Here is a 17,666-nt window from a genome sequence, read left to right as displayed (position 1 = left end):
AGAAGAAGGGCCGCTGGAAGCCCACCGCCGGTTTCATCGCCGGCCGCACCGCCCCTCCCGGCCGCCGCATGGGCCATGCCGGGGCCATCGTGGCAGGCGGCAAGGGCGACGCGGGATCGAAGATCGAAGCGATGAAGCGCGCCGGGATCGTGGTGGCCGACAGCCCGGCGGGCCTGGGCGAGGCGGTGCTGAAGGCGATCAAGGGGTAAGCTGGCGTAGGGTGGGGTGCCAACCCACCTTCCCGGCATGGTGGGTTGGCACCCACCCTACAGGAGCAGACGTGACCAACCATTCCCCGCATCTCGAGGCCACAGGACGCGCCCGGATCGTGGTTGCCGACGATCTTGCCATGCCCGACCGACGGGGGTCCACCCCATGACCGCGCTCCTGATGACCGCCACCATCGCCCCCGACGCGCAGGCCGCCGCGCACAGCCAGTTCGACCCCGCCGAGCGGCTAGCGCAGTATCAGGCCGCGCTCGCCCACTACCTCCGCATTCCGGCGCTGAAAATCCTTTTCGTCGACAACTCCGCCCACCCGCTCGACGCGCTGGCAGCCACGGCCCGCGAGGCCGGTCGCCCCGTCCACTTCCACAGCTACAAAAGCCCCGTCCCCCCCGCCTTGGGCAAGGGCCGGGGCGAGATGGAGCTGATCGCCACCGCGCTCGACCACTTCAAGGCCGAGATCGGCGAGGATGAGCCGGTCTGGAAGGTCACCGGCCGCCTGATCGTCGACAACCTCGACGCGCTGATCGCGACCCAGCCGCAGGGTTTTGCCCTCTATGCCGATTGCCGCGACGTGCCCCTGATCGGCGAGGCTTTGGGCGGCAACCAGTGGATGGACACCAAACTGATCGCCTTCACGCCCAAGGGCTTCCGGACGCTGATCCAGCAGGACTGGCCGGACGAGAACTTCACCATCGAAAAGCTGCTCTACCAGCATCTGAAACCGGTCCTGCGGGACCGGAAGGACATCGTCCCCCGCTTCCGCCTCCAGCCCGATTTCATCGGCACCAGCGGCGGGTCGGGCAAGAACTACCGTTCCTTCGGAAACCGCACAAAATCCACCGTCCGCCGGGCCGCCCGTAGTGTCGCCCCGTGGCTATGGCTCTGAAACCAGAGGGTAATCGCATGACCGACCAATCCCCCACCGCCCAGTTCCACGCCTCGTCCTTCCTCGACGGCGCCAATGCCGACTATGTCGACCAGCTGGCCGCCCGCCATGCCGCCGACCCCAACTCGGTCGACCCGGCCTGGGCCGAATTCTTCCGCGCCCTCGGCGACAGCGAGATCGACACCAAGCGCGCCGCACAAGGCCCCAGCTGGGCGCGCGCCGACTGGCCGCCCCAGCCTGCCGACGACCTGACCGCCGCGCTGACCGGCGAATGGGCCGCCCCGCCCCCGGCACGCGAAGCCAAGGCTGCGGGCGAGAAGATCGCCGCCAAGGCCGCCGAGGCGGGCGTCGCGCTCTCCGACGACCAGATCCAGCGCGCCGTTCTCGACTCGATCCGCGCGCTGATGATCATCCGCGCCTACCGGATCCGCGGCCATCTGGCCGCCGACCTCGACCCGCTGGGGATGACCGATCGCGGCCACCACCCCGAGCTCGACCCCGCCTCCTACGGCTTCTCAGAAGCCGATATGGACCGCCCGATCTTCATCGACAACGTGCTGGGCCTGACCCATGCCTCGATGCGTGAGATCATCGACATCCTGAAGCGCACCTATTGCGGCACCTTCGCGCTGCAATACATGCATATCTCCGACCCCGAACAGGCCTCCTGGCTGAAGGAGCGGATCGAGGGCTACGGCAAGGAAATCCAGTTCACCCGCGAGGGCCGCAAGGCGATCCTCAACAAGCTGGTCGAGGCCGAGGGCTACGAGAAGTTCCTCCATGTCAAATACATGGGCACCAAACGCTTCGGCCTCGACGGCGGCGAAAGCCTGATCCCGGCGATGGAGCAGATCATCAAGCGCGGCGGCGCGCTCGGGGTGAAAGAGGTGATCATCGGGATGCCGCACCGGGGCCGGTTGTCGGTGCTGGCCAATGTGATGATGAAACCCTACCGGGCGATCTTCCACGAATTCCAGGGGGGTTCCTACAAGCCCGAGGACGTGGACGGGTCGGGCGACGTGAAATACCACCTCGGAGCCTCCTCCGACCGCGAGTTCGACGGCAACAAGGTCCACCTGTCGCTGACCGCCAACCCCAGCCACCTCGAAGCGGTGAACCCTGTTGTCCTCGGCAAGGTCCGCGCCAAGCAGGACCAGATGAACGATGCCGCAGAACGCGCCGCCGTCCTGCCCATCCTCCTGCACGGCGACGCGGCCTTCGCCGGTCAGGGCGTCGTGGCCGAATGCCTGCAGCTCTCCGGCATCAAGGGCCACCGGACGGGGGGCTGCATCCATATCATCGTCAACAACCAGATCGGCTTCACCACCGCGCCCGCCTTCAGCCGCTCCTCGCCCTATCCGACCGACATCGCGCTGATGGTCGAGGCGCCGATCTTCCACGTCAACGGCGACGACCCCGAGGCCGTGGTCCATGCCGCCAAGGTCGCGACCGAGTTCCGCCAGAAGTTCCACAAGGACGTGGTCATCGACATCTTCTGCTACCGCCGCTTCGGTCACAACGAAGGCGACGAGCCGATGTTCACCAACCCGGCGATGTACAACCGCATCCGCAAGCAGAAGACCACGCTGCAGCTCTATACCGACCGGCTGGTCGCCGACGGCCTGATCCCCGAAGGCGAGATCGAGGACATGAAGGCCGCCTTCCAGGCCCGCCTGAACGAGGAGTTCGAGGCCGGCAAGGCCTTCCTGCCGAACAAGGCCGACTGGCTGGACGGGCGCTGGAAGAACCTGCACACCAAGGACCTGAACAACTACCAGCGCGGCGAGACCTGGATCAAGGCCGAGACCCTGGCCGAGGTCGGCGCGGCGCTCACCCGCGTGCCGGAAGGCTTCGACATCCACAAGACCGTCGCCCGCCAGCTGGAAGCGAAGAAAGAGATGTTCGCCACCGGCAAGGGCTTTGACTGGGCCACCGCCGAGGCCCTGGCCTTCGGCTCGCTGGAGCTGGAAGGCTTCGACGTCAGGCTCTCCGGCCAGGACTGCACCCGCGGCACCTTCAGCCAGCGCCACTCCGGCTGGGTCGACCAGACCACCGAGGAACGCTACTACCCGCTGAACCACATCCGCCCCGGACAGGCGCGGTATGAGGTCATCGACTCGATGCTGTCGGAATATGCGGTCCTCGGCTTCGAATACGGCTTCTCGCTCGCCGAGCCCAATGCGCTCACCCTCTGGGAAGCGCAGTTCGGCGACTTCGCCAACGGCGCGCAGATCATGATCGACCAGTTCATCAACTCGGGCGAAAGCAAGTGGCTGCGGATGTCGGGCCTCGTCATGCTTCTGCCGCATGGCTATGAGGGCCAGGGACCGGAACACTCCTCCGCCCGACTGGAACGCTTCCTGCAACTCAGCGCGGAAGACAACTGGATCGTCGCCAACTGCTCGACCCCCGCCAACTACTTCCACATCCTGCGCCGCCAGCTGCACCGCACCTATCGCAAGCCGCTGATCCTGATGACACCGAAATCGCTTCTGCGCCATCCGATGTGCATCAGCCGGGCCGAGGATTTCACCGACGGCTCCACCTTCCACCGTGTCCTCTGGGACGATGCGCAGAAGGGCAACTCGACCCAGAAGCTCAAGGCCGACGACAAGATCAGGCGTGTGGTCCTCTGCTCCGGCAAGGTCTACTACGACCTCCTCGCCGAACGCGATGCCCAGGGGCTGGAGGACACCTATCTCCTCCGCGTGGAACAGCTGTACCCGCTGCCCACCATTTCACTGTCGCAAGAGCTTGCCCGCTTCCCGAAGGCCGAATTCGTCTGGTGCCAGGAAGAGCCGAAGAACCAGGGCGCCTGGATGTTCGTCGAACCCGACATGGAGGCGATCCTGACCAAGCTGCGCGGCAAGCCCACCCGCATGTCCTATGCCGGGCGCAATGCCAGCGCCTCGCCGGCCACGGGCCTCGCCTCGCGCCACAAATACGAACAGCAAACCCTCGTCGCCCTGGCCCTTGGCCTCAAGTGACCCTCGAAGACCGGAGACTTACAGATGACTGACGTGATGGTTCCCGCCCTTGGAGAATCCGTGTCCGAGGCCACCGTTTCGACCTGGTTCAAGAAACCCGGCGACGCCGTGAAGCAGGACGAGATGCTGTGCGAGCTTGAAACCGACAAGGTCTCGGTCGAGGTGCCCAGCCCCGTCGCCGGCGTGCTGGCCGAAATCCTCGCGCCGGAAGGCACCACCGTGGCCGCCAACGCCCGCCTCGCCATTGTGACCGAAGGCGCTGCGGCGGCCAAGACCGACCCTGCCGCGCAGAAGCCGAAGACCGAGGACCCGAAGATCGAGGCCGCCGCCGCCATCGGCTCGCCCGGCGCGGGCCATGAGGAAGTCACCCCCCGCGCCGATGTGGAGAACGCGCCCTCGGCCAAGAAGGCCCTGGCCGAGGCCGGGCTTTCGGCCGACGAGGTCAAGGGCACCGGTCGCGACGGACGGGTGATGAAGGAAGACGTGGCCCGCACCGTCGCCGGTGCCGCCGGGGCACAGGCCGCAGCCGCCACCCCCGCACCCGCCCCTGCAGCGGTGCCCCGCGCCCCGATCCCGGCCGAGGACGCCGCCCGTGAGGAACGGGTGAAGATGACCCGCCTCCGCGCCACCATCGCCCGGCGGCTGAAGGACGCGCAGAACACCGCCGCGATGCTGACGACCTATAACGAGGTCGACATGTCCGCCATCATGTCACTCCGCAACGAATACAAGGACGCCTTCGAGAAGAAACACGGCGTGAAACTCGGCTTCATGTCCTTCTTCGTGAAGGCCTGCTGCCACGCGCTGAAGGAAGTGCCCGAGGTCAATGCCGAGATCGACGGCCAGGACGTGGTCTACAAGAACTACGTCCACATGGGGGTTGCCGTTGGCACGCCCTCCGGCCTTGTCGTTCCGGTGGTGCGCGACGCCGACCGTATGTCCTTCGCCGAGATCGAGAAGAAGATCGCCGAACTGGGCCTCCGCGCCCGCGACGGCAAGCTGTCGATGGCCGAGATGCAGGGCGGCAGCTTCACCATCTCGAACGGCGGCGTCTACGGCTCGCTGATGTCCTCGCCGATCCTGAACCCGCCGCAATCGGGGATCCTCGGGATGCACAAGATCCAGGACCGCCCGGTGGTGGTGAACGGCCAGATCGTCATCCGCCCGATGATGTACCTGGCGCTGAGCTACGATCACCGGATCGTGGACGGCAAGGGCGCGGTGACGTTCCTGGTGCGGGTCAAGGAAGCGCTGGAGGACCCGAGGCGGTTGCTGATGGATTTGTGAGGATGGACGCGCCGCTCGTTCTTAGGTGGGGGCCTACGTACTACAGTTTGATTGCGGTGTTGCTGACGCTTGGACTTGTGGCGCTCGTCGCCGGCGCAGGTGTCCGGAGGCCCCTTGATATTGCCGTGGTTTGCGTCTTGCCACTAATGCTGGCAGGGACCAGCCTTCTTTGTGCGCGACAGCTTTCGCGTCGGCTTGCAAAAGCGCTCCCTTTGATGAAAATCGTCTGGACAGCTTCGATTGGCGTGCTTGCTCACGGAGTGCTCGCACTTACCTTGATGGCTATCTCCTACGCCAACGGCGCTACCTTTGGCTCGGTCGAGACAACCAATCTGATCTTTGCGCTGGTCGAAGTGCCGATAGGCATCATGTTGGTGATTCTGAGTGGGGGGCTGATGCGAAGAGCGCGGCAATTAGTGCGTGATGGAGTTCTATCGTGAGCAGGGTCCGGCACCTGTGTTACACCAGCCTCTCCCCCCACCCAGCCGGAACCCGAACCCGATGACCCCCGAACTCGCCGCCCTTGCCGCCATCGCCGTGATCCAGATCATCATGATCGGCGTCGCGCAGCAGTCGCTGACCGCCGACATCGGGCGTGACGGCAACATGGGCCCCCGCGACGGCACCCTGCCCCTGTCGCCCCGCACCCAGCGCCTGCGCCGGGCGGTGGCGAACCATGTGGAGAACATCGGCCTCTTCATCATCGCCGTGGTCGTGGTCACGCTGTCCGGCCAGGCCACCACCTTCACCGCGAGCTGCGCCTGGGTCTTCGTCGCGGCCCGGGCGCTGTACCTGCCCGCCTACCTGTACGGCTGGACGCCCTGGCGTTCTGTCATCTGGGCGGTCGGGATGGCCGCCACGCTTCTGATGCTCGCCGCCGCTTTCATCTAGAGGATGCCGACAACGCCCCTCGCCCAACTCGGAGACCCATCATGACCCAACTCCTGATCCAGACCTCCGCCCCCGACTACGCCGCCTGGAAATCCGCCTTCGATACCGAGGGCGAGAACATCGCCGCCGCCAGCCTCAACACCCTGCAGATCTGGAAGGGCGACGGCGGCGCGGTCCTCGTCCTTTTCGAGGTCGCCAACCGCGAGAACGCGCAAGCCTGGCTCGACAAGCAAACCGCCTTCGGCCGGGGCTACCAGGCGCAGTTCCTGGAAACCGCATGACCCGCGCCAACCAACCCCGCCCCGGCCCTGAGCCGGGGCCTCTCTCCCCTCGAAGCGCCACGCCACCCGAGATCCCGGGTCAAGCCCGGGACGGGGTATCGTATCGCCGCCCACACCGTAGGGTGCGCATTCACTGCGCACCTTTGCTCGCGCTTCTCGCCACCCCCCTCTCCGCCCAGGTCATTCCCACCGGCTCCCCCGCCGCCGATATCCTCCTCTCCCAAGCCATCGCCGAGCATCGCGTCTTCCTGACCTGCTCCGCCCTCGACCCGCAGACCCACGCGCAGATCCTGACCAACTGGCAGAAGGACACCGCCGCCGCGGTGGCGATCCTCACCGCCCATGCCGTCCCGCAAGAGGCCATCACCGCCTTCACCCAGGCCGCCGAACCCCAAGCGCTGATGCCCGCCGACGACACCCCCTGGGCCGAGGTCAAGGGCCTCTGCGACACCCGTCCCGACTGGCAGAAGAGCTACTACGAGTTCAACATGACCATCCTGGAGCTGAAGCTCCCCAAGGCCTTCCCGTGACCCCCGTCGCGCTGATGTCCTGCATGAGGAACGAGGGCATCCACATCCTGGAATGGCTCGCCTATCACCGCACCATCGGCTTCGGCCCCATCGTCATCTGCTCGAACGACTGCACCGATGGCTCCGACCATCTGCTCGACACCCTCGCCGCCCATGGCCAGATCGACCATCTCGCGAACCCGCTCACCCCCGGCACGCCACCGCAGGCCAGCGGCACCGCCCGCGCGCTGGCGCATCTGGCCCAAAGCCCCGCCGGCTGGCTCGCCCATCTCGACAGTGACGAATTCCTGAACATCGCCCCCGGCGCGGCCCCCGTGCAGGAACTTGTCGCGAAAGCGGGGGATGCCCATACCATCGCCCTGCCCTGGCGCTTCTTCGGCGACAACAACCATGCCGACTGGCCGGGTGAGACCCTGCCCGCCTTCACCGCCTGCGAAGCCGCCCCCGACCCTGCCAGCGTCAAGTTCAAGTCGCTCTTCCGCCACCGCGCCTTCGCCGGGGCTTCCGACCACATGCCCACTGCGCCCCGGATCGAGGCCCCGCTGGCCGTGAACGCCGCAGGCGAACCCCTGTCCTCCTCCGTCCTGCACGGGTCCCCCCGCGCGCGCTATCACCCGGCAGAGGTCGCCCTCCGCGGCGGCGCGGTCGTCAACCACTACGCGATCCGCTCAACCGACGTGTTCCTGCTGAAAAATGACCGCGGCCGCGGCATGGGCCCGCCCTCCGGCAAATACCGGCAAGGGTCGAAATGGCACCGCCTCGCCAACCGGAACGAGGCAGAGGATCGCTCGATCCTCCGCCGCTGGCCCGAGGTCGCCGCCGAGCTTGCCCGCCTTCGCGCCCTTTCCGGCGTGGCCCAGGCCGAAGCCGCCTGCCGCGCCTGGTTCACCGCCTGCGCGCAGCACCTCGCCCCTGCCCGACGGAAGGGAACCGCCGCATGACCCCGGAACTGACCGCCCTCGCCCTCGCCGGCCTCCTCCAGGTGGTGCAATACGCCCTCTTCGCGATCCCGGCGAACAGGGAGCTTGGCACCGGCTACACCTCCAGCCCCCGCGACACGCCGCCGCCGCGCCCGCTTTCCATCTTCACCGGCCGGATGCAGCGCGCGCTCAACAACCATTTCGAGGCGCTGATCCTCTTTACCCTGGCCGTCGCGGTCGTGACCCTCGGCAAACAGTCCTCCGCAGTCACCCAATACGCCGCCTGGACCTACCTCGCCGCGCGCCTCCTCTACATCCCGGCCTATGCCGCAGGCCTGCGCCCTTGGCGCTCGGCGATCTGGGCGGTAGGCTTCTTCGCAACCGTGACGATGATCGTGGCCGCCCTGATCTGACCCTTTCATCTTTGCCCAACTATCCTGCGGGGTCCGGGGTGCAAAACCCCGGCTCCCACCGAACCACAAGGACCCGACCCATGGCAGATTTCGACACCATCATCATCGGCGCCGGCCCCGGCGGCTATGTCGCCGCGATCCGCGCCGCCCAGCTCGGCCAGAAGGTCGCCGTCGTCGAGGGACGCGAGACTCTGGGCGGCACCTGCCTGAACGTCGGCTGCATCCCCTCGAAGGCGCTGCTCCACGCCACGCATCTCTTGCACGAGACGCATGAGAATTTCGAGAAGATGGGCCTGATGGGCGCGCATCCGACCGTCGACTGGGACAAGATGCAGGCCTACAAGGCCGATGTCGTTTCCGGCAACACCAAGGGGATCGAGTTCCTGTTCAAGAAGAACAAGGTCACCTGGCTGAAAGGCTGGGCCACGATTCCCGCCCCCGGCCAGGTCAAGGTGGGCGATGAGGTCCACAGCGCCAGGGCCATCGTCATCGCCACCGGTTCCGAGGCCTCAACCCTGCCCGGCGTGACGGTGGATGAGGAGACCATCGTCACCTCCACCGGCGCCCTCACCCTGGCGAAACCGCCGAAGTCGATGGTCGTCATCGGCGCGGGCGTCATCGGGCTGGAGATGGGCTCGGTCTACGCCCGCCTCGGCACGCAAGTCACCGTGGTCGAATATCTCGACGCCATCACCCCCGGCATGGACGCCGAGGTCGCCAAGGCCTTCCAGCGCATCCTTGCGAAACAGGGCCTGAAATTCGTCCTTGGCGCCGCCGTCCAGTCCGTCACCAAGACGAAAACCGGCGCCACGGTCAGCTACAAGCTGAAGAAGAACGACAGCGAAGCCTCCCTCGACGCCGAGATCGTCCTCGTCGCGACCGGCCGCAAACCCTATACGGCAGGCTTGGGCCTCGAAGCCCTGGGGGTGGAGATGGGCCCCCGCGGCACGATCAAGACCGACGATCACTTCCAGACCAATATCCCCGGCCTCTACGCCATCGGCGATGCCATCGCCGGGCCGATGCTCGCCCACAAGGCGGAAGACGAAGGCATGGCGGTGGCCGAAATCCTCTCCGGCAAGCATGGCCATGTGAACTATGGCGTGATCCCCGGCGTGATCTACACCACGCCCGAGGTCGCCTCCGTCGGCCAGACCGAGGAGCAGCTGAAAGAGGAAGGCCGCGCCTTCAAGGTCGGCAAGTTCCCCTTCATGGGCAATGCCCGCGCCAAGGCCATCTTCCAGGCCGAGGGCTTCGTCAAGCTGATCGCCGACGCCCAGACCGACCGCATCCTCGGCTGCCACATCATCGGCCCGGCAGCGGGCGACCTGATCCACGAGATCTGCGTCGCGATGGAATTCGGCGCCAGCGCCCAGGATATCGCGCTGACCTGCCACGCCCACCCGACCTACAGCGAAGCGGTGCGCGAAGCCGCGCTGGCCTGCGGCGACGGCGCAATCCACGCATGACCGGACCGCGCCGCGTTCGACTGCGTCTCCTCCTTGCCCGAGGTAGGGTGGGCAATCTGCCCACCATCCGCACCCCGCGAGGAGCGACGCAGTCACCGACGAGCCACTGACCCCACAGAGCGCAAATGTCTCAAGGTAGTTTCGGAGAAGCCAATGGCTTACGTCGCTTCAGCTACAACCGACCACGAGTATTGGGCGAATGTCGATGCTTGGATGACGACACTGCACTCCGCGCTTTGGGGAGCAAGACGAATACTAGGGGCATGAAGGCGGGAATTCCCATTCCGGCCGAGATTGTACCGCGCCACCACGTCGTCACCGACAAGAGGATGCCGGTTCACGGGTTCGTCAACTGTGGGAACGGCGTTGCCGTCGATGACCGCATGGTCTCCGCGGTTGAGGCACTGGAACCGGGCGTGCATCGCTTCCATCCCGTCGAGATCACGATGAAGGCCGATGGAAAACTGCTACCGCGCCCTCAGTTCCCGCTGAACTGCTGCACCAGCGTGGATGCTATTGATCCGGAAAATTCTAGAATAGCAGTCCGGCGCGTGCTGCCAGAGGAAACACATCCTGACTTGTGGCACTATACCATTCCCGGCGGCAGCCCGTCACAACCAGCCGGACCCATGCGCCTCGCGGTCCATCGTGACCGGATCGCCGGTCGGGCGATGTGGTGGGACAACCGGTTCAACCGGATGTTCTTCTCCGATGCGCTGGTCGCCGCCTTGCAAACTGCAGGTGTCGAGGGGATAGACCTCAGCCCCCACGTCGCCGAGACCTGACGCCCCGGCCGTCCACCGGGAAATCCTCTACCGCCTCAACCGCGCCAGCGTCAGCCCCACCGCCCGCAACTCCCTGCTGCGCGGCCGCAGCGCCGACAGCCCCGCCGCCAGCCACCCCACCGGCGCCAGCCCCCATGCCAACCGCCGCACCGAACCCATCGCCCCCTCCGGCGCCGACAACGCATAGGCACCCAGCGCAGCCTCCAGCCAGCGCGCATCCTCGGGCCAGGCGGTGAAGGCGGTCTGCGCGAACATCACCACATCCGCCGCCTGCCAGAACCCCGCCCGCGTCGCGCGGCGGAACCGCTCCAGGTCGATGAACCGCGCCTCGTGCCCGTCCCAGCACACATCCCGCACCGCCGGGCGGCCATGCGCCATCCCCGCCCAATGCAGACGCGCCAGCGCCGTGCCCGCCGCCGCAAAGGCCGCAAGCTTCTCCGCCTCGCTCCTGCCAGGGTCCGCCACCACCTCGGTCAGGATCGGCCCCGCGTCGGGCAACAGCACCCAGTCCGGCCCCTCCGCCGCCACGCCCGCCACCGGCAACCCGGCATCCGCCAGAATGTGCAGCCCTTCCCGTTCCGCCGCGAAGGCCCGCGCCGGATCGCCCTTCTGCAGCCTGAGCCGCCCCGACAGCCGCTCCACCCGCTTCAGCCAGAACCGCCGCCCGTCCGGCAGCACGACCGCCCGCACCCGCTGCGGCGGCTCGGCCAGGGCGTCCGTCACGGCGCGATCAAGATGAGGGTCGGTCAAACATTCCTCTCCAGCGCTTCCCCGCGCCACCGACGCATGTCGCAGCAGCGCCCCGCCATATGCCCATTGCTCTTTTCAAAATACTCCCGCCGGAGGCATCCGACCTCTCCGCCCGCCCGGGCGCCCGACCACCGCGAGCCTCAGCCGAAGAACCCCGGCCCCGCCCGCTCCAGCAGGTCCTCCGCCAGCACCCTGCCGATCTCCGCGCCCTCGCCCACCGGACCCCGCCGCTCGCCGCTCACCGAGGCCGAGCCGTCCGGCCGCAGGATTTCCCCCCGCAGCCACAGCTCATCCCCCTCGATCACCGCCAGCCCGGCGATCGGCGTCTGGCAGGACCCGTCCAGCCGCAACAGGAAGGCCCGCTCCGCCGCCAGCCGCAAGCCCGTCTCCCGGTCATGCACCGCCGCCAGCATCGCCGCAACGCGCGCGTCGCCCAACCGCCGCTCCACCCCGATGGCCCCCTGCGCCACCGCCGGCAGCATCTCCTCCGGCGCAATGGCCCCGCGCGCGACCGACAGCATTCCCAGCCGCGTCAGCCCCGCCATCGCCAGGAAGGTCGCCTCCGCCACCCCCTCCTCCAGCTTGCGCATCCGGGTCTGCACGTTGCCGCGGAACTCCACCAGCTTCAGGTCCGGCCGCCGCAGCGACAGCTGCGCCCGCCGCCGCAGGCTCGACGACCCGACCACCGCGCCCTCCGGCAGCTCCGCAATCGACCCGTAGCGCAGCGAGACGAAGGCATCCCGCACATCCGCCCGCTCCAGATAGCAATCCAGCACCAGCCCCTCGGGCTGCAGGGTCGGCATGTCCTTCATCGAATGCACCGCGATGTCGATGCCGCCGTCCAGCAGCGCCTCCTCGATCTCGCGGGTGAAAAGGCCCTTGCCCCCGATCTCGCGCAGCGCCTTGTCCTGCACCTGGTCGCCCATGACCTTGATGACCACCACCTCGAACGCCGCCTCCGCCAGCCCGAAAGCCGCCATCAGGACGCGCCGCACCTCATGCGCCTGCCAGAGCGCGAGCAGAGAGCCACGGGTGCCGATCTTCAGGGGCTGGGCGGGGGTGGGCAGGTCCTGGGTCATCGCTCATCCCTACCCGGACCGGTGGGGCCTGACAACCATGCCGGGGGCGACAGATCGCCCCGCGCCTCGGCCCGTCCGCAGCCGGTCGACCTCCCCCGGTCAGACAGGCGACCCTCATCGGCAAGTTTCCGGGCATGAAAGGGGGTGCGACAGTCCGGTCGGTCGCGCAAGCTTGACACCCCCTGCCCGGGCGGGCAAGCCAGACCGAAACCGGAGACCACCGATGACCAAGACGATCCTGCGCGCGCTGAAGGGCGAGGTGCTGCCCACCCCCCCGATCTGGATGATGCGCCAGGCCGGCCGCTACCTGCCGGAATACCGCGAGACCCGCGCCAAGGCGGGCGATTTCCTCACCCTCTGCTACACCCCCGACCTCGCCGCGGAAGTCACCCTGCAACCGATCCGCCGCTACGGCTTCGACGCCGCGATCCTTTTCGCCGACATCCTGCTTCTGCCGCAGGCGCTTGGCCCCAAGCTCTGGTTCGAGACCGGCGAAGGCCCGCGGATGGAAACCACCGACACCCCCGGCCAGGTCGCCAACCTTCGCCCCACCGAGGCGATCCACGACACCCTCGCCCCGGTTTACGAGACCCTCCGCATCCTCTCGCGCGAACTTACGCCCGAAACCACGCTCATCGGCTTCGCCGGCGCTCCCTGGACCGTCGCCACCTACATGATCGGCGGCCGCGGCTCGAAGGATCAGGCCGCCGCCCATGCCCTCAAGGCCCACGACCGCCCCACCTTCCAGGCGCTGATCGATCGCATCACCGAGGCGACCGTCGAATATCTCTCCGCCCAGATCGAGGCCGGGGCCGAAGTGGTGAAGCTCTTCGACAGCTGGGCCGGCAGCCTGAAAGGCCAGGACTTCCGCGACTTCGCCGAGGCCCCCGCGGCGAAGATCATCGCCGCGCTGAAAGCCCGCCACCCCGGCGTCCCCGTCATCGCCTTCCCGCGCGAGGCCGGGCAGGGCTACATCGGCTTCGCCCACCGCACCGGCGCCGATTGCGTCGCCATCGACAATTCCGTCAGCCCGGAATGGGCCGCCGCCAATGTCCAGATCGACGGCTGCGTGCAGGGCAACCTCGCGCCGGAACACATGGTGACGGGCGGCCAGGCCCTCATCGCCGCCACCCGCCACGTGGTGAAGGCCTTCTCCCAGGGGCCACATATCTTCAACCTCGGCCACGGCATCACGCCGGACGCCCACCCCGACAACGTGCAGCTGATGATCGACACGATCCGCGGCACCTGAGCCGACACTCTCCCGCCCCGCTGTCTCTCGCCCGACCTGTCATCCCCGCGAAAGCGGGGACCCACCCTGACAGGCACTCTATCCGCCGCCGCCCACTCCCCCACCCCGCCAAGGCCCATGGACCATCTCTGGATTCCCGTCACCCTCGCCGCCGCCCTCGCCCAGACCGGGCGCAATGCCGCCCAGCGCGGGCTGACCGAACGCCTTGGCACGCTCGGCGCGACCAATGTCCGTTTCCTCTTCGGCCTGCCCTTCGCCTGCGCCTTCCTCGCGCTCGCCCTCTGGCTCACCGGCTCCACCACCCCGCCGCTCACGCCCCGCGCCCTTGCCTTCACCGCCCTCGGCGCCGCGGCCCAGATCGCCGCCACCGCACTCATGCTCCAGGCGATGCGGACGCAGGGCTTCGGCATCGTCACCGCCTGGCTCAAGATCGAGCCGGTCCTCGTCGCCCTCACCGGCTGGGCCGTCCTGGGCGAGGCGCTGACCCTGCCCATGCTCGCCGCCATCGCCGTCGCGGTCGCGGGCGTCCTCGTCATGACCCTGAAACCCGGCCAGGGCCGCGCCATGCTGTCGGGCCTCGGACCCGCCGCCCTCGGCCTTGCCGCGGGGCTTGCCTTCGGCCTCTCCGCCATCGGCTTCCGCGGCGCGATCACCGCCCTGCCGGAAGGCGATTTTCTCATCCGCGCCCTGACGATCCTCGCCCTGTCGCTTGCGATGCAGACCGCGGCGCTCGGCCTCTGGCTCGCCGTCCGCGACCGCCCCGCCCTCACCGGCAGCCTGCGGGCCTTCGCCCCCTCGCTTGCCGCGGGCTTCCTCGGCGCGCTGGCCTCGGCCTTCTGGTTCACCGGCTTTGCGCTCACCACCGCCGCCAATGTCCGCACCCTGGCGCTTGTCGAGGTGATCCTCGCCCTCCTCCTCGCCCGCGTGGCCTTCGGTCAAAGGGCGACCCCCCGGCAACTCACCGGGATCGCGATCCTGCTCCTCGGCGTGGTCCTGCTCCTGCGGGCGTAGGTCGGACTTCAGGCCGCTCCCCCTTCCGCTCCTCCCAGCTCGCGCGCCCCACAGGGTTTGCACCGGCCCGCAGAACAACCTTCAAGGCGAAGCTGCCGCAGGCCCCCTCTGCCTTTCACATTTGCCCAAATATCCTCGGGGGGTCCGGGGGGCGAAGCGCCCCCGAGGCCCGAGCCGGTTGCGCATTCTTCACGCGCAGAGGCGAGACAAAAGGCTTGCGCGGAACGCGCTCAATCCAATGACCGCCCCAACCCGCGAGCGGTTAACAAAGCCTGAACGCCCACCGACAACTCCTTGAAATCACTCACGTCGAAAACCTGCCCGCGCGTGGGCAGCTTTCACGCCACGATCTCGCGCGGGACGATGAAATCCACCACCACCCCCTGCCCGAACCCGACCTGCCCCCAACCCTCCACATCGAAATCGGCGACCAGCGTGGCCCCGGTCGGATAGCGGTGGAACTCCGGGTTCGAGGGGGGATGCGCGACCAGCCGGGCCGCGAATTCCGAGATGCCGGGGTTGTGGCCGATCATCATCACCACATCCGCCGTCGCATGGCGCAGGACCGCCATCATCACATCCGGCCCGGCATGGTAGAGCGCGGGCTTCAGCTCCAGAACCGGAGTCCCCGGCAGGGCGGGTGCGATACCCGAGAAGGTCTTCCGCGTGCGCAGCGCGTCCGAACACAGGATCTCGCCGGGGATATAGTCGCGGCTGGCCAGCCACTGCCCCAGATCCGCCGCCGCCGCCTTGCCGCGGTCGTTCAGGGGGCGGTCATGGTCGGGGGTCATCGGGTCGTCCCAGGAGGATTTCGCATGCCGCGTCAGGATCAACCGCTTCATCTGTGGAATTGCCCCATGTGATAGGCCGACTGTTCAGGCAGTCTTGCATAGCTTTGCGACACCGGGCAAGCGCGGCGCACGAGACAGCCGCCCGTAAGGCACTCCGCCCCCTCCGACCGGTTCAGGAAGGCATGGCAGACCGGCACGTCATAGCCCGCCGCCGTGATCGCCCCCGCCGGACAGGTGGTCAGGCAGGGGGCCGCGCAGGTCTCGCAAGGTTTCGTCGCCGGAGGTGGCAGCTCCATCCCCTGCTTCAGTGCCAGCGCGCCGCGGAAACTGACCATCAGCCCTTGGTCCGCATGGACCAGAAGCCGCACAGGGCTGTCCCAGGCCCGCCCCGTCCGCAGCGCCCAGGGGTAGAACGGATGATACGGCGGCCCGCCGAAGGGGAAGAGCGCCTTGGCCCCAAGGTCGCAGGCGATCCGCCCGATCACCCGCCGCGACCAGCGGTCGACCGGGTCCGGCGCACCGTCCCATTCCGGCTGTGAGGTCAGGTGCGTCCAGAAGCCCGGCTCCCTCGGCCCGAGCATGAGCAGCGTCCGGGTCCCCGACGGAAAGCCCGCTTCGCCCTCGGCCACCGCGAAGCCGCCCAGCACCTCTAGCCGCTCCTCGGCCAGCCGGTCCGCCAGCGCCGCAAGCGAGAGCGTCTTCTGTCCTGCCATGTCCAACCCGGCCCCTGCCGCCCGCTGCCAGACTACCGCGTTCCCGCGCGGAATCCGGCCATAAAGCGACGCGAAACCCTCGGTCAGAGACCTGCGGCGCGACGGTCCCGGCCCTGCCCTTCAGCGGCGGACATGCGGCTTCACCCGTGGGGCGGTGGATCGAATCTGGCTGCCCGCGCCGTGGTCGGTGAACAGCTCCAGCAGGCAGGCGTTCGGCACCTTGCCGTCCAGGATCGTCACCGCCCGCGTCCCCTGGTCGATCGCCATCAGCGCGGTCTCGGTCTTCGGGATCATCCCGCCCGAGATCACGCCCTCTTCGGTCATCCGGCGGATCTCCTCGGGCGTGATCTGGGTCATCACCTGGCCCGAGGCATCCTTCACCCCCGGCACGTCGGTCAGGAGAAGCAACCGATCCGCCTGCAATGCCCCCGCGATCGCCCCCGCCGCGGTGTCGCCGTTCACGTTGAAGGTCTCGTTGTCCTTCATCCCCGTCGCCACCGGGGCGACCACCGGGATGATCCCGGCATTGTAGAGGTCGCGCAGCACCTGCACGTTCATCTCGACCGGGCGGCCGACATAGCCCAGCTCGGGATCGTCGGCCTCGCAGACCATCAGGTCGTCATCCTTGCCGGAAATCCCAACCGCCCGGCCGCCCGCATCCATGATCGCCTGCACGATCCGCTTGTTGACGAGGCCGGACAGGATCATCTCGACCACCTGCACCGTCGCCTTGTCCGTCACCCGCTTGCCACGCACGAATTCCGACTTGATTCCAAGCTTCTGCAGCATCTCGTTGATCATCGGCCCGCCGCCATGGACCACCACCGGATGCACGCCCACCTGCTTCATCAGCACGATGTCACGGGCGAATTCCGCCATCGCCGCATCATCGCCCATCGCATTGCCGCCGAACTTGACCACCACCACGGCGCCCTCGAAACGCTGGAGGTAGGGCAGCGCCTCGGACAGCATCTTCGCTGTGGTCTTGGCGTCTTCGACGGTCAGGGTCTGCTGCTTCATCGGGGCCTCCTTGCTTTCGCGCCGCATACGGCTTTTCCACCCCCCTGCCAAGCCTTGCCTTCCGCCATGGGCGGCGTAGCTTGGCCGCCAAAGGAGAGTGCCGATGTCCGAACAGAAGACGCTCGTGCTGACCGGCGCAAGCCGGGGGATCGGGCACGCCACCGTCAAGCGGTTTTCGGCCGAGGGCTGGCGGGTGCTGACCTGCTCGCGCCAGCCGTTCGACCCGCGCTGCCCCTGGCCCGATGCCGAGGCCAATCACATCGAGATCGACCTCGCCGATCCGAACAAGACCATCGCCGCCATCGAGACGATCAAGGAAAAGGTCGGGGGCCGCGTCCATGCCCTTGTGAACAATGCCGGAATCAGCCCCAAGG

Annotated in this window: 19 protein-coding genes and 1 pseudogene; 15 read left to right on the top strand and 5 right to left on the bottom strand. The window is 67.7% G+C overall.

Going from position 1 to position 17,666, the window contains the following annotated elements; genetic code table 11:
• The 12 genes and pseudogenes from V7Q39_RS11415 to V7Q39_RS11360 all read left to right on the top strand — a co-directional run.
• Positions 1 to 209 (top strand): annotated as a pseudogene (locus V7Q39_RS11415) (succinate--CoA ligase subunit alpha); the annotation flags it as partial.
• A 166-nt stretch (positions 210 to 375) separates the two neighbouring features.
• The gene (locus tag V7Q39_RS11410; RefSeq protein WP_333816697.1) at positions 376 to 1,113 is read left to right on the top strand and encodes a hypothetical protein; all 738 of its coding nucleotides are present in this window, start codon (positions 376 to 378) and stop codon (positions 1,111 to 1,113) included.
• A 17-nt stretch (positions 1,114 to 1,130) separates the two neighbouring features.
• Complete coding sequence (locus V7Q39_RS11405) at positions 1,131 to 4,100, top strand: 2-oxoglutarate dehydrogenase E1 component (protein WP_333816696.1); 2,970 nt, start codon at positions 1,131 to 1,133, stop codon at positions 4,098 to 4,100.
• A gap of 24 nt (positions 4,101 to 4,124) precedes the next feature.
• Positions 4,125 to 5,387: a 2-oxoglutarate dehydrogenase complex dihydrolipoyllysine-residue succinyltransferase gene (gene odhB / locus V7Q39_RS11400; RefSeq protein WP_443082509.1), complete on the top strand. Its 1,263-nt coding sequence runs from the start codon at positions 4,125 to 4,127 to the stop codon at positions 5,385 to 5,387.
• A gap of 2 nt (positions 5,388 to 5,389) precedes the next feature.
• Positions 5,390 to 5,827: a hypothetical protein gene (locus tag V7Q39_RS11395; RefSeq protein ID WP_333816695.1), complete on the top strand. Its 438-nt coding sequence runs from the start codon at positions 5,390 to 5,392 to the stop codon at positions 5,825 to 5,827.
• A gap of 61 nt (positions 5,828 to 5,888) precedes the next feature.
• Positions 5,889 to 6,278, top strand: coding sequence for an MAPEG family protein (locus V7Q39_RS11390; protein ID WP_333816694.1), 390 nt, complete (start codon positions 5,889 to 5,891; stop codon positions 6,276 to 6,278).
• 41 nt (positions 6,279 to 6,319) lie between these two features.
• A complete protein-coding gene (locus V7Q39_RS11385) occupies positions 6,320 to 6,559 on the top strand; it encodes a hypothetical protein (protein ID WP_333816693.1) in 240 nt (79 codons plus the stop codon).
• Between the two features lie 143 nt (positions 6,560 to 6,702).
• Positions 6,703 to 7,089 (top strand): hypothetical protein, encoded by a 387-nt coding sequence (locus V7Q39_RS11380; protein WP_333816692.1) that lies wholly within the window; start codon positions 6,703 to 6,705, stop codon positions 7,087 to 7,089.
• Positions 7,086 to 8,030: a glycosyltransferase family 2 protein gene (locus V7Q39_RS11375; protein WP_333816691.1), complete on the top strand. Its 945-nt coding sequence runs from the start codon at positions 7,086 to 7,088 to the stop codon at positions 8,028 to 8,030. The genes V7Q39_RS11380 and V7Q39_RS11375 overlap by 4 nt, the downstream gene beginning before the upstream one ends.
• Positions 8,027 to 8,422 carry an MAPEG family protein gene (locus V7Q39_RS11370; protein ID WP_333816690.1) on the top strand — a complete coding sequence of 132 codons (396 nt, stop codon included), beginning with the start codon at positions 8,027 to 8,029 and terminating at the stop codon, positions 8,420 to 8,422. The genes V7Q39_RS11375 and V7Q39_RS11370 overlap by 4 nt, the downstream gene beginning before the upstream one ends.
• A gap of 80 nt (positions 8,423 to 8,502) precedes the next feature.
• The gene (gene lpdA / locus V7Q39_RS11365; protein WP_333816689.1) at positions 8,503 to 9,891 is read left to right on the top strand and encodes a dihydrolipoyl dehydrogenase; all 1,389 of its coding nucleotides are present in this window, start codon (positions 8,503 to 8,505) and stop codon (positions 9,889 to 9,891) included.
• Positions 9,892 to 10,154: 263 nt separating this feature from the next.
• The gene (locus V7Q39_RS11360; RefSeq protein ID WP_333816688.1) at positions 10,155 to 10,676 is read left to right on the top strand and encodes an imm11 family protein; all 522 of its coding nucleotides are present in this window, start codon (positions 10,155 to 10,157) and stop codon (positions 10,674 to 10,676) included.
• 27 nt (positions 10,677 to 10,703) lie between these two features.
• Here the strand turns inward: V7Q39_RS11360 and V7Q39_RS11355 are convergent, their stop codons facing one another.
• Positions 10,704 to 11,399 carry a lipopolysaccharide kinase InaA family protein gene (locus V7Q39_RS11355; RefSeq protein WP_333816687.1) on the bottom strand — a complete coding sequence of 232 codons (696 nt, stop codon included), beginning with the start codon at positions 11,397 to 11,399 and terminating at the stop codon, positions 10,704 to 10,706.
• A gap of 167 nt (positions 11,400 to 11,566) precedes the next feature.
• Complete coding sequence (gene hemC / locus V7Q39_RS11350) at positions 11,567 to 12,505, bottom strand: hydroxymethylbilane synthase (RefSeq protein WP_333816686.1); 939 nt, start codon at positions 12,503 to 12,505, stop codon at positions 11,567 to 11,569.
• Positions 12,506 to 12,728: 223 nt separating this feature from the next.
• On the opposite strand from hemC, the gene hemE reads away from it, so the two are divergent.
• Together hemE and V7Q39_RS11340 are read left to right on the top strand one after the other, a co-directional pair.
• Positions 12,729 to 13,757, top strand: coding sequence for a uroporphyrinogen decarboxylase (hemE, locus tag V7Q39_RS11345; protein WP_333816685.1), 1,029 nt, complete (start codon positions 12,729 to 12,731; stop codon positions 13,755 to 13,757).
• 117 nt (positions 13,758 to 13,874) lie between these two features.
• Positions 13,875 to 14,768 (top strand): EamA family transporter, encoded by an 894-nt coding sequence (locus tag V7Q39_RS11340; protein WP_333816684.1) that lies wholly within the window; start codon positions 13,875 to 13,877, stop codon positions 14,766 to 14,768.
• A 338-nt stretch (positions 14,769 to 15,106) separates the two neighbouring features.
• Here the strand turns inward: V7Q39_RS11340 and V7Q39_RS11335 are convergent, their stop codons facing one another.
• The 3 genes from V7Q39_RS11335 to argB form a co-directional block, all read right to left on the bottom strand.
• Positions 15,107 to 15,610, bottom strand: a complete 504-nt coding sequence (locus V7Q39_RS11335) for a SixA phosphatase family protein (RefSeq protein ID WP_333816683.1) — start codon at positions 15,608 to 15,610, stop codon at positions 15,107 to 15,109.
• Positions 15,607 to 16,272: a ferredoxin gene (locus V7Q39_RS11330; protein WP_333816682.1), complete on the bottom strand. Its 666-nt coding sequence runs from the start codon at positions 16,270 to 16,272 to the stop codon at positions 15,607 to 15,609. The genes V7Q39_RS11335 and V7Q39_RS11330 overlap by 4 nt, the downstream gene beginning before the upstream one ends.
• A 120-nt stretch (positions 16,273 to 16,392) precedes the next feature.
• Complete coding sequence (gene argB / locus V7Q39_RS11325; protein ID WP_333816681.1) at positions 16,393 to 17,292, bottom strand: acetylglutamate kinase; 900 nt, start codon at positions 17,290 to 17,292, stop codon at positions 16,393 to 16,395.
• A gap of 103 nt (positions 17,293 to 17,395) precedes the next feature.
• Here argB and V7Q39_RS11320 point away from each other — a divergent pair.
• Positions 17,396 to 17,666: SDR family NAD(P)-dependent oxidoreductase (locus tag V7Q39_RS11320; RefSeq protein WP_333816680.1), on the top strand; the 271-nt coding region annotated here is incomplete at its 3' end.

Source organism: Tabrizicola sp. (assembly GCF_036781545.1).
GTDB lineage: Bacteria > Pseudomonadota > Alphaproteobacteria > Rhodobacterales > Rhodobacteraceae > Tabrizicola.
Note: the sequence above shows the minus strand (reverse complement) of the source record. Positions and strands in the feature narration are given on the sequence as shown.